Origin of the sequence: Actinomyces sp. S4-C9 (genome assembly GCF_000758775.1) — a bacterium.
In the GTDB taxonomy this organism is placed as follows: domain Bacteria; phylum Actinomycetota; class Actinomycetes; order Actinomycetales; family Actinomycetaceae; genus Gleimia; species Gleimia europaea.
On sequence record NZ_JRMU01000011.1, the window covers coordinates 124251 to 140570 of the forward strand.

The 16320-nt window shown below is 57.1% G+C and carries 15 protein-coding genes and 1 tRNA gene; 4 read left to right on the forward strand and 12 right to left on the reverse strand.

The features are described from left to right. Nucleotides 1-3: 3 nt before the first annotated feature. Entirely contained in the window at nt 4-768 is a 765-nt protein-coding gene (locus HMPREF1628_RS06010; RefSeq protein ID WP_034509325.1) for an isoprenyl transferase, read from the reverse strand. 145 nt (nt 769-913) lie between these two features. Between HMPREF1628_RS06010 and trhA the strand changes: the two genes are divergently transcribed. Further along, nucleotides 914-1624 carry a PAQR family membrane homeostasis protein TrhA gene (trhA, locus tag HMPREF1628_RS06015; RefSeq protein ID WP_084703274.1) on the forward strand — a complete coding sequence of 237 codons (711 nt, stop codon included), beginning with the start codon at nt 914-916 and terminating at the stop codon, nt 1622-1624. Nucleotides 1625-1721: 97 nt separating this feature from the next. After that, on the forward strand, nt 1722-2201 hold the full coding sequence (gene greA / locus HMPREF1628_RS06020; protein ID WP_034509328.1) for a transcription elongation factor GreA: 480 nt from the start codon (nt 1722-1724) through the stop codon (nt 2199-2201). 161 nt (nt 2202-2362) lie between these two features. Here the strand turns inward: greA and HMPREF1628_RS06025 are convergent, their stop codons facing one another. Continuing rightward, entirely contained in the window at nt 2363-3793 is a 1431-nt protein-coding gene (locus HMPREF1628_RS06025) for an AI-2E family transporter (RefSeq protein ID WP_034509331.1), read from the reverse strand. 121 nt (nt 3794-3914) lie between these two features. On the opposite strand from HMPREF1628_RS06025, the gene msrA reads away from it, so the two are divergent. After that, on the forward strand, nt 3915-4544 hold the full coding sequence (msrA, locus tag HMPREF1628_RS06030) for a peptide-methionine (S)-S-oxide reductase MsrA (RefSeq protein ID WP_034509334.1): 630 nt from the start codon (nt 3915-3917) through the stop codon (nt 4542-4544). Nucleotides 4545-4635: 91 nt separating this feature from the next. On the opposite strand, the gene HMPREF1628_RS06035 is transcribed toward msrA, so the two are convergent. From HMPREF1628_RS06035 to HMPREF1628_RS06045, 3 genes are all read right to left on the reverse strand, one after another. Beyond that, on the reverse strand, nt 4636-5037 hold the full coding sequence (locus HMPREF1628_RS06035; protein WP_052038931.1) for an FKBP-type peptidyl-prolyl cis-trans isomerase: 402 nt from the start codon (nt 5035-5037) through the stop codon (nt 4636-4638). Between the two features lie 13 nt (nt 5038-5050). Then, nucleotides 5051-5986, reverse strand: coding sequence for a Bax inhibitor-1/YccA family protein (locus tag HMPREF1628_RS06040; RefSeq protein ID WP_034509336.1), 936 nt, complete (start codon nt 5984-5986; stop codon nt 5051-5053). Nucleotides 5987-6073: 87 nt separating this feature from the next. After that, nucleotides 6074-6150, reverse strand: a tRNA-Leu gene (locus tag HMPREF1628_RS06045). A 217-nt stretch (nt 6151-6367) separates the two neighbouring features. Here HMPREF1628_RS06045 and nhaA point away from each other — a divergent pair. Continuing rightward, nucleotides 6368-7762 (forward strand): Na+/H+ antiporter NhaA, encoded by a 1395-nt coding sequence (nhaA, locus tag HMPREF1628_RS06050; RefSeq protein WP_034509338.1) that lies wholly within the window; start codon nt 6368-6370, stop codon nt 7760-7762. Nucleotides 7763-7779: 17 nt separating this feature from the next. On the opposite strand, the gene HMPREF1628_RS06055 is transcribed toward nhaA, so the two are convergent. From HMPREF1628_RS06055 to pth, 7 genes are all read right to left on the reverse strand, one after another. Further along, nucleotides 7780-8745: a Ppx/GppA phosphatase family protein gene (locus HMPREF1628_RS06055; protein ID WP_332248673.1), complete on the reverse strand. Its 966-nt coding sequence runs from the start codon at nt 8743-8745 to the stop codon at nt 7780-7782. Beyond that, complete coding sequence (locus HMPREF1628_RS06060; RefSeq protein WP_034509340.1) at nt 8742-9278, reverse strand: DUF501 domain-containing protein; 537 nt, start codon at nt 9276-9278, stop codon at nt 8742-8744. The genes HMPREF1628_RS06055 and HMPREF1628_RS06060 overlap by 4 nt, the downstream gene beginning before the upstream one ends. A 3-nt stretch (nt 9279-9281) precedes the next feature. Next, on the reverse strand, nt 9282-9914 hold the full coding sequence (locus tag HMPREF1628_RS08675; protein ID WP_084703276.1) for an FtsB family cell division protein: 633 nt from the start codon (nt 9912-9914) through the stop codon (nt 9282-9284). 132 nt (nt 9915-10046) lie between these two features. Beyond that, nucleotides 10047-11327 (reverse strand): phosphopyruvate hydratase, encoded by a 1281-nt coding sequence (eno, locus tag HMPREF1628_RS06070; RefSeq protein WP_034509344.1) that lies wholly within the window; start codon nt 11325-11327, stop codon nt 10047-10049. A 160-nt stretch (nt 11328-11487) separates the two neighbouring features. Next, a complete protein-coding gene (locus tag HMPREF1628_RS06075; RefSeq protein WP_034509347.1) occupies nt 11488-12012 on the reverse strand; it encodes a hypothetical protein in 525 nt (174 codons plus the stop codon). 80 nt (nt 12013-12092) lie between these two features. Beyond that, on the reverse strand, nt 12093-15686 hold the full coding sequence (mfd, locus tag HMPREF1628_RS06080; protein WP_156956909.1) for a transcription-repair coupling factor: 3594 nt from the start codon (nt 15684-15686) through the stop codon (nt 12093-12095). Nucleotides 15687-15710: 24 nt separating this feature from the next. After that, on the reverse strand, nt 15711-16313 hold the full coding sequence (pth, locus tag HMPREF1628_RS06085) for an aminoacyl-tRNA hydrolase (protein ID WP_034509353.1): 603 nt from the start codon (nt 16311-16313) through the stop codon (nt 15711-15713). Nucleotides 16314-16320: the final 7 nt, after the last annotated feature.

Here is a 16320-nt window from a genome sequence, read left to right on the forward strand (position 1 = left end):
ATTTTACTTACCCAGACGGCGTTCGCGCTGCCCGAAGTCGCGGAGTGCGCGCAAGAAATCAACTCGCCTAAAGTCAGGCCAGTATGCCTCGGTGAAATAGAACTCCGAGTGCACTGACTGCCAGAGCAGGAATCCCGAGAGCCGTTGCTCCCCAGACGTTCTGATCACGAGGTCCGGGTCTGGAACACCGGCGGTATATAGGTGGTCAGTAATGTCATCCACGGTTAGGACATCCGCCACCTCGTCAATACTCAAACCCTTTTGCGAGTATGCGCGAAGCAACGCGCGAACAGCGTCGGTAATCTCGTGCCTGCCGCCATAACCGACGGCAATATTCACATCTAAAGACCCCGGTTCTCGGCCTTTTGCACAGGTTAGGCAGTCTTCAAGTTCGTCTCGAATATCATCGGGCAAGAGCGAGAGGTCGCCAACATATTTCAGGTTCCATCGCCCATCATCTGCCAGACGCCTAGCGGCCTCCGCAATGATTTTGAGGAGCGGGCGAAGTTCGGCTTCATCTCTATCTAAGTTATCGGTTGAAAGCATCCAGAGCGTAACGATCTTGATACCAAGCTCATCGGCCCACTCCAAGAACTCGGTGATCTTGTCAGCACCTTTGCGATGCCCGTAGGCGGTTGCATTGCCGCCTTCCCGCGCCCATCTGCGATTCCCGTCGAGGATAAGGCCCACATGCTTTGGCAAGCGCTCCGGAGTGAGTTCGGATACAAGCCGTTTTTCGTACAGGCTGTATAACAAACGGTTTTCCATCCCTCACTCCTTCAAAAAATGATTTTACGCTTGCCTTACCTCGATAGTAGATGAGGTTTGATCGGGATTGAAGATAATGCCTCCTTGACCACTAACTTACTCCCGCGTAACCTTAAGTTACCACACCGTAAGTTATGGAGCAGAAATGCAACCTCACCCCCTTAGTGACACCGTCTTATCGGATCCAGATGTGAACTCGTCGCGGTCACTCACACCCCCCTCCATCAAGCCGCTGATGCGCGGTTGGATACACCTTGTCACGGCACCACTGGCGTTCGCCGCCGCCCTCGTCTTGCTAATCCTCGCCCCCACCGCTGGCACGAGGTGGGCATCGGTGGCATACCTCGTGTCTAGCCTGCTCCTATTTGGAATGTCCGCGCTGTATCACCGCGGAAACTGGGGCCCTAAAGCCAATGCGCTTCTGCGTCGATTTGACCATTCGAATATCTTTCTGCTTATCGCCGGAACCTACACGCCAATCTGCGTGGCGCTGCTAAGCCCCGCGCAAGCAACCAAGGTGCTGCTAATAGTTTGGATCGGAGCCGCACTAGGTATCGGCACAGCCGTGTTTTGGCCAAGCGCTCCGCGATGGTTTACAACCCCGATCTACGTACTGCTCGGCTGGGTGGCGCTTTGGTACCTGCCAGACCTATGGCAAGCGGGTGGTCCGGCGGTTGTTTGGCTACTGGTTGCCGGTGGCATCTGCTACACAATCGGCGCCCTCGTGTATGGATTCAAATGGCCCGGACCAAGCGCACGCGTTTTTGGCTTTCACGAGATATTTCACTCGTTCACGGTTGCAGGATGGGCAACTCACTGCGTTGCCGCGTTTATCGCGGTGCTGTCAGCTACCTAAACACAGGTTTACTTGCTAGAGTGATCACATCTCGCGCCTGCGACTTGGAACTTCAACTTCCGGGTCGCGGCGTCGTTCGTTTTATAGGGAGGGCCCAATGGCCGAAAAGACTTGGTTGACGCAGGAAGCATACGACCGGCTCAAGGAAGAGCTCACGCACCGTTCCACGGAGTTGCGCGCTGAGATTGCGCGAAAGATTGACGAGGCACGCCAGGAAGGCGACCTTAAGGAGAACGGCGGCTACCACGCTGCTCGCGACGAGCAGTCGATGAACGAGACGCGCATCCAGCAGCTTGAGAATCTTCTTAAAGAGGCCGAGGTTGGAGAGACGCCGGCTGATGACGGCGTCGTTGAGCTCGGCATGATGGTGACCGCGGAGATCCTGGGCGAGCGCACGGAGTTTCTACTCGGCTCGCGTATGACGGGCACGGGACTAGGGATCGAAGTTTACTCCCCTGATGCTCCTCTTGGCGAGGCCATCATGGGTGCTAAGAAGGGCGACACCGTCTCTTACTACGCGCCCAACGGAAAGGAAATCGCGGTGAAGATCATCGACGCCGTTCCGTACAAGGGCTAACGCGCACATAACGCACACATAAATATTGGCGGTTCTAGGAAATATTCCTAGAACCGCCAATATTTATATCTGCTAGTCCGCTCTAGATCGCATTTTGACCTGGCGATACTAGGTAAGACGGCGCTCACCTACCTGATAGCAGCTCTCTAAAGATAGGAGGACTACTCGGCGGATTCCCCACCATTTTTGGCCGGGGAGTCTTGTAGCACTGCCTTCACAGAATCTGATACCTGCTCGCTAACCTTCGAGTTATCCGCCTCTTCCTCGTAGGCCGTTTCTGCCGGCTCGGCTTCCGGATCGATGCGACGCATATTGGGATCGTAGGAAGTCAAAAGCTGTTCTTCTAAACTTCCGGGAGGCCCGCCCGCACGGTCATTGTCTGTGGCAAGATTCGGGAACTTGTCGTAACCATACAGGTACAGAATCGAAGTGTTGAGGAAGGCCAAAACCGGGACGGCAAATAGCGCGCCTGCAATGCCAAACAGGAACGAACCCGCCGCCACCGCGAGTAGCACCGCAACCGGGTGAAGCGAAACCGCGTTCGACATGAGCCACGGTTGCAACACGTTTCCCTCCAGCTGCTGAACCACCAAGATGACCACCAGCATGAACACGGCGGTCATGAGACCCTGATCAACCAAGGCGACCAACACGGCAATGGTGCCGGTGAGGAATGCACCCACGATCGGAATGAACGAGCCTAGGAAGACCAGAACAGCCAGCGGGATAGCCAGGGGAACACCCAGGAAGAAAGCGCCCAAACCAATACCCGTAGCATCAATAGCGGCCACGAGAATCTGCGCCTTCGCGTACGCACCGAGCGTGGTCCAGCCACGAACCGCAGCTTCGTGAAGCGGCACGCGCGCAGGCTCTGGCATGCAACGCAAGAACCAGATCCAAATCTTGCGTCCATCCTTCAACAGGAAGAACAGGACGAACAGCGCGATCAGGGCACCGGTGAACACATTACCGACCGTGGCCGTTATGGATAATGCCCCCGAAGCAAGACGTTGAGAGTTATGTTGAACCGCATTTATGATCTCGTCGTTAAGCGAATTTAAATACTTATCAATCGCTTCGCTCTCAATGGGAAGTGGCCCCGTCCTAAGCCATTCGGTCAGCCTTGAAAAGCCGTCGGTTGCACGCGAAACCAGATCGCCAAACTGCGCAATAATTTGCGAGGAAGAAAGAGAGATCAGGCCCGCAACAACCCCAATACCAATCAAGAGACTGAGCGTGGCACTAGCGGCCTTTGGCATACCGAGCTTGCGGTGAAACAGCCTATTGACCGGATCAAGCAAAACGGCAAGAAGTAGCGCTAACGCCACCGGGATAGCGATAACCGTCACGTACGAGAGCCCGTATGCAACGAGCCCCAGAGCAAAGATGACAATTACCATCCGCCAAGACCAAGCGGCCGCAACCTGTAGCGGCCAACTCACGTGGTCCTGCACTCGCCTATCCGGATGCGGGGCAGATTCAATCCTCTCCACTCGTACAGGTTCGGGTTGGATCGACTCGCGAGCCCTCAACAGGGGTTCAGAAAAACGATCAAAAAGATCGCTCACTCGCGTGGCACGACGCTTGGCCATGTGACCTCCAAAGTCTTTATTTTGCCGTCAAGGAAGTATACCGCTTCCGCTGTTTTCAAGTACAAGCGGTCGCGGCATCCGCCGCAGACATGTAAGTTGTGACCAACAGAAAGGTATTCACATGGCTACCCACAGCGGAACTATCGCGGGCAGGAAAACACCGGTTGCCTCCCACCTTGGAAATCATCCCGTTTTAAACACTCCCGTAGAGGGCCCCTGGGATAAACCACACGAGGTGCTCTATTTAGGCATGGGTTGCTTCTGGGGCGTGGAGCGCATCATGTGGCACCTATCTGGAGTTATTGCAACAGCTGTTGGCTACATGGGTGGCACCACCGAAAACCCCACGTATGAGGAAGTGTGCACGGGACAGACCGGACACGCCGAGATCGTCCGCGTGGTTTACGACCCGCGCAAGATCAGCAGCGAACAGATCCTGAAGGTGTTTTGGGAGAACCACGACCCTACTACACTCAACCGGCAGGGCAATGACCGTGGCACGCAGTACCGCTCCGCGATTTACTACACGAATGAGAGCCAACGCGAGGCTGCCCTAGCAACCCGCGACGCGTTCCAAAACGTTCTAGACGAGCACGGCAAAGGGCGGATCACCACGGAAATTGTTAGTGAGGGCGAGGCCGGCACGTTCTACCTTGCCGAACGCTACCACCAGGCCTACCTGCACCACATTCCAAACGGGTATTGCAACCACGGACCAAACGGAATGAGTTGCCCCATCGGCATCGTTTAAGACGCGTCGCGTAGTCAGCCACTCGGGCAAAACAAAGCGGCGGCCCTTGCCCAAAATGGGCTGAAGGCCGCCGCTTCGTCTATTGGTTTAACTAGCTGACTCGAACAACGTCAGTCACGAACACGAGGGTGTCCCCGCCGCCAATGCCGGCTTGCGGAACACCCGCATCGCCGTAACCCAGTTCAGACGGAATCGACAGCACAACGCGTGAGCCTTCACGAACACCGATCAGGCCCTCGTCCCAACCGCGAATGACCATACCGATACCAACGGTGAACGACAGTGGCTCGCCCCGATCATAGGAGTTATCGAAGATGTTGCCGTTCCAAACCTGACCGAGGTAGTGCGCATCGATCTGATTGCCAGGCGTAATGGGCGCACCCGCACCCTCGCGAATCACCTCAACATGCAGGCCCGCGGGAGACTCCTCCGTAAGGAACTCAATAGTGGGCTTGCGCAAGAAGTTATCGGAAACTTTCAAAAATTCACTCATGGCGTCAGTCTACTTAATCTCCCGCAGCAGAGCGCAATATTGCGAGGACGCGCAACACCTCAACGTAGATCCACACGGCCGTCACGGTGATTCCAAAAGCCACACGCCAGGCGAAAACGGCGGGTACGCCGGCCTCTACGCCACGCTTCGCCACATCAAAATCTCCAATAAGGCTGTACGTACCAATCACGATCGCGAGGCCGCCTACAATCACCCCGAGGGGGATCCCCAGCACCGAGATAGATCCCAGGCCAAACGGCGTGGTTATAGCTCCCGTCCAGACCAAAACCATGTTCACGAGGTTGTACCCCAGCACCGAGAGCAGGCCAATCAACACAAAACGGTTTGTGCGCGAGGTGTAACGCACCTTGCCGGACGCGAACAGCGCGAGAGCCACCCCGATCACCACGAACGTTGCGATAACCGCCTGTAGCACAATACCGGGGTATAGGACCTCGAATAGTAGTGATAGCGCGCCTAGCGTTACCCCCTCTGCAATCGCGTAAGCCGCGATCAGCGCGGGCCGGACCGTGTTCGAAAAGAGGTTTACTATTACGAGGACGAGGCTGACAATCATGCTGCCGAATATGACAAGGCGGGCAAGCCCCGGCGCCGCGAGAAGCGCGAACCAGCCCACCGCCGCACCAAGTAGCAAGATGGCGAGCATCGAGCCGGTCTTCACAATCACGTCGTCATAGGTCATGCGTCCCGTATTAACCGCATCGGCAGCCGGAGCCCTGTAAGCGTCCTCAAACTGATCCATGGGCGCGGTACCCGGCGCGGTTTCCTGTGGGTGATGCGTCGTAGCGTACGGATCAAACTGCCCGGATCCCGTCGCCTGTGCGCCGGTGCCAGATCTGCCCGGCTCATAGCCCGGCATCGTTGGGTATCCAGCCGGGGTCCTAGAAATATCTCTATCGAGCTCTACCATCACGGGATTACTGCTCATATGCATCCGCTCCTAAAAATAGTTATCTCGTGAATTGCTATGAATATAACGGACTTTGCACGTGGCCGAAACATTTAACTGCGAACTTGGTACCCCCAGCCGGGCTCGAACCGGCACTCGGTCGATTTTAAGTCGACTGCCTCTACCAATTGGGCTATGGGGGCTCGCGCCTATTCTACGGGGAAAACGTCTGGTTACACCAAACGCGACTATCTCTCCAACTTCCAAAAACATCGCGAAGCAGGTACAAACTGTTACAAATCGCACCGTTTTCGCCCACATTTTAACCTTGTCCACTCACGCGGCAGACAGATTGATTAAAGTCGAGGATAAGGTGTGTCTCGCGCGAGGCACCGATTAGCTGAAAGAAAGGTGAGCCGTATGTGGTCTGACGGCCGTAGAAGGCCCGGCGTCAACCCTGACCCCAGCATTAAGCGCAGGTCAACACACAACCTGCCGGGAAATGTGGGAATGCAACGCCCCTTCGCACTCTCTTCGTCGCAGACTAGGCGAATCGAACGAGAACGAAACGCCGCTAGACCGCACGCGTTAAAGAGCGTCAAGGACCTGCCCAAGTCATTCGTTCGCTTCGTATCGGATGAGACGAAAGCGGGCATGCTCCTAGTGGTTGCAGCATTGCTGGCACTGGCATGGGCGAACTCGCCGATCGGCTTCATTTACGAGACCATGGCTAACTTCACCTTTGGCCCGCAGGCGTGGCACCTTCATTTGCCGATCTCCGCTTGGGCCGCAGATGGCGTTTTGACCATCTTCTTTTTCGTGGTTGGTCTTGAGCTGAAAACCGAGTTCGTAACCGGTGCACTTCGAGATATTCGCGAAGCAGCTCTGCCCATGCTGGCCGCAGTTTTTGGCATGATAGGCCCTGCGGTGGTGTACCTGCTGGTACAGATTTTTACTGGTTCCGAGGCGTTCTCGGGCTGGGCCATCCCCGCAGCAACCGATATTGCGTTCGCGGTGGCCCTCCTCGGAGTGTTTGGCAAAGGCATGCCCCCTGCGACACGCACCTTCCTACTCACCCTGGCCGTGGTTGATGACCTCCTCGCAATCATCATCATTGCCGTGGTTTACTCCACTGATCTGAATTTCATTGCCCTCGGCATTTCGCTGGCACTCATTGCCCTATTCGGCTTCTTGGTCCAACGCCGCTACATGCACTGGTGGCTCCTGATACCGGTAGCAACCGTAGCGTGGGGCTTCATGCACGCATCCGGTGTGCACGCCACGATCGCGGGCGTAGCGATGGGCTTGCTCGTGCCCGCAGTCCGTAGGCGCGGCGAGCCACAGTGGTCCCACCACCTGGCAGAAAAGATCAATCCGATTTCAGCAGGCCTGGTAGTTCCCTTCTTCGCATTCTTCGCAGCTGGCGTGAACGTTTCGGAATCCGGCGGCATTCTAGAGACGCTTGCCGACCCGGTAGCGATTGGCGTCTCCCTCGGCCTGCCAATCGGTAAGCTGCTGGGAATCGCGGGTTCCGTTTGGCTACTAACCAAGTTCACGCGTCTGCGTCTGGGTGCCGGCGTGGATATGCCCGATATTGCCGCGATTGCGATGCTCGCCGGTATTGGCTTCACCGTGGCACTACTGATCGCGGGGCTCGCATTCCCCGCCGATTCGGTTCACATTCCGCACGCCAAGATGGGCGTCATGATGGGTACTGCGATTGCGGCCATCGCGGGTGGTTACGCGGTGCACTACCGTGCTCACCTGCATGCACGCGGCGCGGCCGCAAACCGCTTGCGCGCGCTCTCCTCGTAATCTGCTTAGAGGATCAACTAGATGATGGACAGCGCGATTCCATCGAGGATGTCGTGCTCCGAAACCCAGTTGCCGCGTAGCTTCGGATTATCCGCTGCTGCGCGGCAAACTATTTGCCGCCAAATGAGCGCGCCGACACTAATGACGTCTTCGCGTCCAGCCGGCATGTAGGGCAGTCGCGCAAGCTCATCCACGCTCGCATTGATCATGTAGTCGCAGGAAGCCACCATCTGTTCAAGACTAAAGCGCGACGCGTGCACGGCCTCCGGATCCCATTTTTTAAGCCCCAGGGCGTGGCAGGTAATGGTCGTAACCGTGCCGGCAACGCCAACTAGCGAGTTCACCTGAGTGAACGGCACGGCCGCTGCGGCCTCGTCAATCAAGCTGTCAATCCACGCTACGGCCCTGCTCGCATCCGGGTTAGGGGCTGCTATTTCGGGGAACTTCTCGGTGACACGAACCGATCCCATGTTCATAGAGATCGCGCCTAGCACGCCAGTTTTAGCAGCGCCCGCCACGAACTCGGTGGAACCTCCCCCGATATCAATCACCATCACGGGGTTTTCAGCTTCGTACAAGCTCGAGACCGCACCGGTGAACGAGAGCGCAGCTTCCTCGTTGCCCTCCACAACTTCTGGCTCAATCCCAACCGCGTCTTTAACGGCTACGCGGAAGTCGTCACGGTTTTGCGCATCGCGACTCGCAGACGTGGCCACAAAACGCAGTCTATTCACACCGGCTTCGCGGCAGATCTGCGCGTATTCCTTCGCCTGGTTAGCCGTGCGCACAATCGCCGCCTCAGAGAGGTAGCCGGTGCGATCCACGCCCTCCCCAAGCCGTACGATTTCCATTGTGCGCAGGTCGTCAACAAACGAGCCAGACTCCATGTGGCCAATCAGAAGCCTGATGGAGTTGGTACCACAATCAATGGCTGCCACCTTGCCGCCCTCGCGGCCCAAAAGCCACGGGAAGTCTTCACTCACGCGTCCGCTCCTTCAAAATCAGCGGGAGTTTGGCCCGGCAGGCAGGAACACTTCTTCTGGTCCCACAGCCCCATCTCTTCTAACTTGGCCAGTGTCCAATCTCCAATCGGATTTACGCCCGGGCCAGCGGCAAGCGCGTGGCCAAGCAGGGCATGCAAACACTTCACGCGCTGCGGCATTCCTCCAGCCGAGAAACCACTTATCTCATCAACTTTTTCCACAGCGTCACGCGCCTCAATATAAGCGAGGTGGGCAGCGGCGTATTCGCTGCGCAACTGCTCGTCGTTTGCAAGGCACTCATTCAAATGCTCCATCCACTGATTGGACTCGAGAACGGAACACCCCTTAACGGCGGCGGGATGGGTCAAGTAGAACATGGTTGGAAAAGGACTGCCATTTTCTAAGCGAGGAGCAGTTGCTACTACCAATGGAGCACCGCAAACACACCTGGCCGCAATCCCTAAAACCCCGCGCGGCTCGCGCCCTAACTGAAGCTCAAGAATCTTCAGATCAATATCTTGCGTCTTATCCAACGCCTACTCCTCTTTTTTCTTTAAGCACACCGACGGGTCAAGACGAACCGGCTGATTCACATCATCGGCGGCATCCGCAGTATCAGCCACCACCAGGTACCAAGGCCGAGGCGGACCCTGGTCCTCAACAGGCTTGGTATCTGTCATCCCATCCGCGATGCCGGGCGCGTCAAGCACTTGATACTGCGTCTCCCCCGGCTGGACATACTGTAGTCGCGCCCGCGCCTGTGAGGCTACGTACGACTTGTCGCCCCACCGGTCCAGCTGATCTTGCAGCTCGGCGTTAGTCTGCTTCGCCTGCTCGATTTGGATTAGAACCGAACGATACTCACGCTGCTGGGCCCACCACTGGTGAAGTGGTTGTGTTACGCCCAAAAGAGCAATTACTAAAGTCAAAGTCAAGGCGAACGCTTTGAGCGACACCTTTCGCTCCGTAGCGGGAGCCTCTGCCGTTTTGGTGACGCTGGTCTTTCTTGCCCGCGAACGCGGCCTGCTACTTCCCGCTGACGAGTGTGGCCGCGCCCCCCTCCGCGCGATACCGGCGGGCTTGGATTGCGAGGTAGCTTTCTTCGCGCCGCTCCCCATGCCTTTAGGCATGGTTGGACGACGAACTCCGCTAACCCTACGCTCACTCATGCCTCTAGTTTTACAAAACTTAAGCGAAGTTGCCTAAACCGCGCCGGCGGCGGGTGAAACAAAAAAGACGGGGCCCGAAGGCCCCGTCTCGATGCTCTATCAGCTAGCGGTTAAACCACTTGCTGCAAAGAGTTAGAAGTTCGCGCGTGGGAAAGCGCTGCGGCCAGCGTAAACCGCTGCGTCAGCAAGCTCTTCCTCAATACGCAGAAGCTGGTTGTACTTAGCAACGCGCTCAGAACGAGCCGGAGCACCGGTCTTGATCTGACCGGAGTTCGTTGCAACAGCGAGGTCAGCAATCGTGGTGTCCTCGGTCTCACCGGAGCGGTGCGAGGTCATCGACTTGAAGCCGGCACGGTGTGCAGCCTCAACAGCGTCAAGCGTCTCGGTGAGGGTACCAATCTGGTTCACCTTCACGAGCAGAGCGTTAGCGGCGTGCTCCTTAATGCCGCGTGCAAGACGAGCCGGGTTCGTTACGAACAGGTCGTCACCAACTAGCTGCACCTTGTCACCAATCTCGCTCGTAATCTTGACCCAAGAATCCCACTCGTCCTCAGACAGCGGATCCTCAATCGAAACTAGCGGGTACTGTGCAAGTAGCTTCTCGTAGTACTTCACCATGAACTCGGTGTCGCGCCCCTCGCCCTCAAGCATGTACTTGCCATCCTTGAAGAACTCGGTAGAAGCGACGTCAAGAGCAAGAGCGACGTCCTTGCCCGGCTTGTAGCCGGACTTCTCGATTGCCTCAATAATGAGGTCGAGTGCAGCAGCGTTCGACTCCAGCGACGGCGCGAAACCGCCCTCGTCGCCAAGACCGGTGGAAAGACCGCGGCCCTTAATAACGCCCTTGAGGGTGTGGTATACCTCAGCACCCCACTGGAGGGCCTCACGGAACGAACCTGCACCGATCGGAGCAATCATGAACTCCTGAATGTCAACGTTCGTGTCAGCGTGCGAACCACCGTTGAGGATGTTCATCATCGGAACGGGCAGGACGTGCGCGTTCGGGCCACCAACGTAACGGTACAGCGGCAGGCCAGACGACTCTGCAGCTGCCTTGGCAACAGCCAGCGAAACACCGAGAATGGCGTTAGCACCAAGCTTGCCCTTGTTGTCCGTACCATCGAGATCGATCATGGTCTCATCGATCAGGCGCTGCTCAGTGGCATCTTCATCAATCAGCTCAGGAGCAATAACATCAATTACTGCCTCAACTGCATCCTCGACACCCTTGCCCATGTAGCGGTTGTCGTCACCATCGCGACGCTCAACGGCCTCAAATGCGCCGGTAGAAGCACCCGACGGAACGGCTGCACGCGAAACGGTGCCGTCGTCAAGCAGAACTTCAACTTCAACAGTCGGGTTGCCACGAGAGTCAAGAATCTCGCGAGCACCAATGGCCTCAATGTGTGCCATGTTTTTCTCCTTCTATAGATCCGGTAATGTCGCGGACTATTTTTAACGAGTTATCGTTCCCTCAGTAGGGTTTTGCAGACCATCTGCATCCCCCTTAGGTCTAGGTTGAAGATCAGCGGGGTGTAAGTCCTTCGAGGGCCCTGCCGATGCTTCTTAAAACTTACTGTTGTGGCGGGAGTACAACGCCCTGCAGGTTCGGTGCGTACACAACGTTGTTCTCGTCTAGCGCCCCATACCTCGGGTTGAGCTCAATGTCCTTGCCCTTCTGTGCCTCAGCCACTTCCTGCGCCAACACCTGCTGATCCACTTTGCCCTGCAGGAGCACCAAAAGCTGGTTGATGCGTACAACGCCAACGGCAGCCGCATTAGCCGGCTCGCCGGGAGACTGCACCGAAGCCAGCGCATTACGGGCGTCTTCATCTGAGAACTCAACGCCGAGCTGGTTTGAAACCTCGCGAACTGCCTCCCCTTGCGCCAACACATAAACCACGCCTGCAGTTGGGAACGGCTGGCCGCTGATTTGCGAAAGCTGCTGGGCAGCCTCGCTCACTTCGTCTTCCGTATAGGTGGTTCCATCGATCTTCAGTGCCACACCCGGCTGGGCAGAACAGGCTGCCAGAGCAACCGTTGCCATAACTGTGCCGGCGCCAACTACAATGCGTTTCCATGTTGACTTAAGTGTCACGGTTACGCGTCCTTTCGTTTTCAACCATCTGGTACAGATTCTACGCTGTTTCCCTTAACATTTTCTTGCCCCTAGCTGGGTTAACCTTTAGAGTCAGGCGAATAATCAACGATTGTCTGCAAAAAGTTTTGCGTCCAATCAAGTAGTTCCTGGTCCACGATGGCCGGGCCACCAAGTTTTTTGGACTTAGGAGCGGGCACCAGAATCTGGCGAACAGCCCCCTTAATTATCGAACCCGGGTACAGTCTCTTCAAACGTAGAGCTTGAGAATCGCGCAATTCCACGGGAGAAAATCGAATGTAGCGCCCCTGGGCCACGATCTCTTTAATACCGAGGTCACGTGCATACTCGCGCAATCCAGAGATAGCGAATAGCAACAGCACCTGCTCGGGGATTTTCCCGTAGCGGTCCACGAGCTCTTCGCGCAGGTCATGAGCCTCCTCGGGTGAACGCAACGCAGCAATCTTTGCGTAGGTCTCGAGGCGAAGTTGCTCGCCCTCAATGTAGCTCGGCGGGATGTGCGCATCCACGGGGATTTCGATGCGCATCTCTTCACGTTTCGGAGGCTGCCCGTCGCGATAGGTTGCCACGGCGTCAGCAACCATACGCACGTAAAGATCGAAGCCCACGCCCGCAATGTGTCCAGACTGTTCGCCACCCAGCAGGTTGCCGGCGCCGCGAATCTCCAGGTCTTTTTGCGCCACCGCGATGCCCGCGCCCAGATCAGTGTTAGCCGCAATCGTTGAAAGTCGCTCATGTTCGGTCTCGGTCAGAACCTTGTCTGCCGGGTACAAGAAGTACGCGTATCCCCTATCGCGTCCGCGTCCAACGCGACCTCGTAGCTGGTGAAGCTGCGACAGTCCCATCGCATCCGCACGGTCCACGATGAGCGTGTTGGCGTTAGAAATATCCAGACCGGTTTCAATAATCGTGGTGCATACGAGGACGTCGAACTCGCGGTTCCAAAAGTCCACGATCACCTGCTCTAACTGAGCTTCAGCGAGCTTTCCATGCGCAATACGAACCCGCGCCTCGGGCACGAGCTCTTGAATATGATCAGCGATCTTGCCGATATCTTCCACGCGGTTATGAACGTAGAACACCTGACCGTCACGCAGAAGCTCACGTTTGATTGCGGCACTAACCTGCTGGTCTGAATATGCCCCCACAAATGTAAGAATTGGGTGGCGCTCCTCTGGCGGAGTGGTCAGGAGCGACATTTCGCGGATGCCCGTGATTGCCATTTCAAGCGTACGAGGAATAGGCGTGGCTGACATTGACAAAACATCCACGTCGGTGCGCATCTGCTTCAGGGTTTCCTTGTGCTCAACCCCAAAACGCTGCTCCTCATCAATGACAACGAGGCCGAGGTCCTTGAAGCGGACAGATCCTGTAAGCAGGGAATGGGTTCCAATCACCACGTCGATCTGGCCGGTGCGAAGGCCTTCGCGAATGCGTTCCCCCTCGGTCGCGCTAGTGAAACGCGATAGGGCCGCAACATCTACAGGGAAGCCCGCGTAACGCTGCTGGAACGTCTCCAGATGCTGCTGAACCAAGAGGGTGGTGGGCACGAGGACAGCCACTTGCTTGCCGTCTTGCACTGCCTTGAACGCGGCTCTAACCGCGATTTCAGTCTTGCCGTAGCCCACATCGCCACCAAGCAGGCGATCCATAGGGATCGGCTTTTCCATGTCTGCTTTGACCTCGTCGATCACGGTCAGCTGATCCGGCGTCTCCACGTACGGGAACGCGTCCTCAAGTTCGCGCTGCCACGGCGTATCGGGGGAGAACGCGTAGCCCTTCGCGGACTTACGCGCGGCGTAAAGACGAACCAGCTCTCCCGCTATCTCCTTAACAGCCTTACGCGCCTTGGCCTTAGTTTTCGCCCATTCAGCCCCGCCCATCTTGGACAGCTTTGGCTGATCCGAACCCGAATACTTAGAAACCTGATCCAGCTGATCGGTTGGAACGTACAGGCGGTCCCCAGGCTGGCCGCGGCGGGTGGGTGCGTACTCGATTAACAAGTAGTCGCGCGTAACAGCCTCTTCGCCGCGTCCAATGGTGCGCGAAACCATTTCAATGAACTTGCCAATGCCGTGCTGCTCGTGGACGATGAGATCGCCCTTTTCTAGCGTCAGCGGATCAATACCTTTGCGCCTGCGCGCCGGCATTTTTCGCATTTCTGCGGTCGACGAGCCCGCCTTGCCCGTCAGATCCGTCTCGGTAACAACCGCAACCTTCAGTTCCTCAGCTACAAATCCCGGCCCTGAGCCGGCGGCCAGCACTTCGATTACGCCCGGCTCTAACCCCTCGGACACCGCCTCGACTATTTTTGCAGGCACAAATGCTTCGTTTAGCACCGCTGTAATACGTTTAGCCGGGCCCGGCCCATCCGTGGTTACAACCAGTTTCCAGCCGTCTTTTTGAAGTTTTCCAAGGTCAGAGGCGGCCTGGTCAATCTTGCCGCGATACGGCTTCACGTCACGAGCGCCCACCTGCATGAGGCTCGGCGTCACAACAATCGAAGCGTGCGCCGACGGCGCGTCGGTAAGCGCGTCAGCCAATTCCATTGGAGCAAGAGCGGAAATCTCCGCCCACCCAAAGCCGCGTTTGCGCGCCAGTGAGCGCATTTGCGTCAACGTTTTGAACGACGCGTTGCCAGCCTGAAGCGGAATCTCACCACCAGCCGCGGCGCCCGTCCAGGCGGCCTCCAAGAACTCTTGCGTAGTGGCAACGAGGTCTTCGGTGCGCGATTCAACGCGTTGTGGCTCAATGATAACCACCTGCGAATCGGCGCCAACGAGATCCAGCACCGTTTCCATTCCGCCTACGAGTACGGGGCTGAGAGACTCCATGCCTTCCACGTTGATGCCTTCACTGATGAGCTCCAGCATCTGACCCGCACCCGGCAGCTTCGCGACGGCCTCGCGCGCGCGTTCGCGCACATCGTCGGTTAGCAAAAGTTCACGAGCAGCCGGCGCCCACAGACCCTCTTTAGCTGCGCCAACCGCGCGTTGATCTGCAATTGAGAAGTAGCGGACGTCATCGACCTCATCGCCAAACATTTCGATACGAGTCGGGTACGGATCAATGGGCGCAAATACATCTAGAATTCCGCCGCGAACGGCCATTTCGCCGCGCTTTTGCACCACTTCCGTGCGCTCGTAACCCAGATTCATGAGGCGGTTAGCCAGGCTTTCAAAATCAACGGTGTCGCCCACTCTAAGCCGCACGGGCTCCAGGTCCCCAAGACCGGAGATCACCGGTTGCAAGAATGCGCGTAGCGGCACAAGCAGCACTCTGATGGCGCCGGTTCGCGAGCCAACTTCGCCCTCGGGGTGCGCCAAGCGCCGCATGACCGCAACCCTGCGGGCCATCGTGTCCCGCTGCGGGCTGAGCCTCTCGTGCGGTAGGGTTTCCCAGCTGGGAAGCACCTCCACTCCGTCGATATATCCGCGCAGGTGGGTGGCCAGTTCTTCCGCGTCCCGGCCGGTAGCTGTTACCACAACCAGCGGCCTTGCCCCCTCCTGCAGTGCCGTTTTTGCAAGCAGAGGAGCCCGCACTCCAGCTGCGGCAATGACCGTGGGATTGCCCCCTTCGTTTAGGGCAAGGGCGGCAGCAGCAAGCGCCTCGTCACCATCAAGAGCGCTAAGTAGACCGCGAAGTTTTTTCAAAACAGCTCCTCGCATCCAACCGGACTAGGCCGTATGCAGTTTTTGTTGCGCCTGGTCAAAACCGAGGGTAACCACATCCTCGATCGCATCCGCAGCCAAGCGAACCGTTACAGCCCATTCATCCAGGTCTTTCTTAGGGAAATCCGAAAGCACGAACGCGGCAGCGTCCATTCGCCCAGGCGGGCGGCCCACGCCAAAGCGCAACCGGTTGTAATCCTTCGTGCCAATCAGCTGCGAGATTGAGCGGAGCCCGTTGTGTCCGCCCTCGCCGCCGCCTCGTTTAAGTCGAAGAACGTGCGGTTCGATGTCGAGCTCGTCGTGCACAACCAGCAGGTGGTCCGGCTTTACCCCATAAAACTGCATGAGTTTCGATACCGCGTTGCCCGATAGATTCATGTACGAGTCGGGGTATGCAAGAATAGCGGCCGGCCCGGGCCTGCCTTCTGGAAGCATCCCAATACGCGCATTTGCTACATACGCGCCAGCGCGGTGCTTACTAAACGTTGCACCGGCATTGTCAGCTACCGCATGGAGCACAATGCGACCCGCGTTGTGCAGATTGTTTTCGTATTTTGGTCCCGGATTACCCAAGCCAACAATAAGCCACTGATTCGCTGTTTCTTGCACGCCCCCA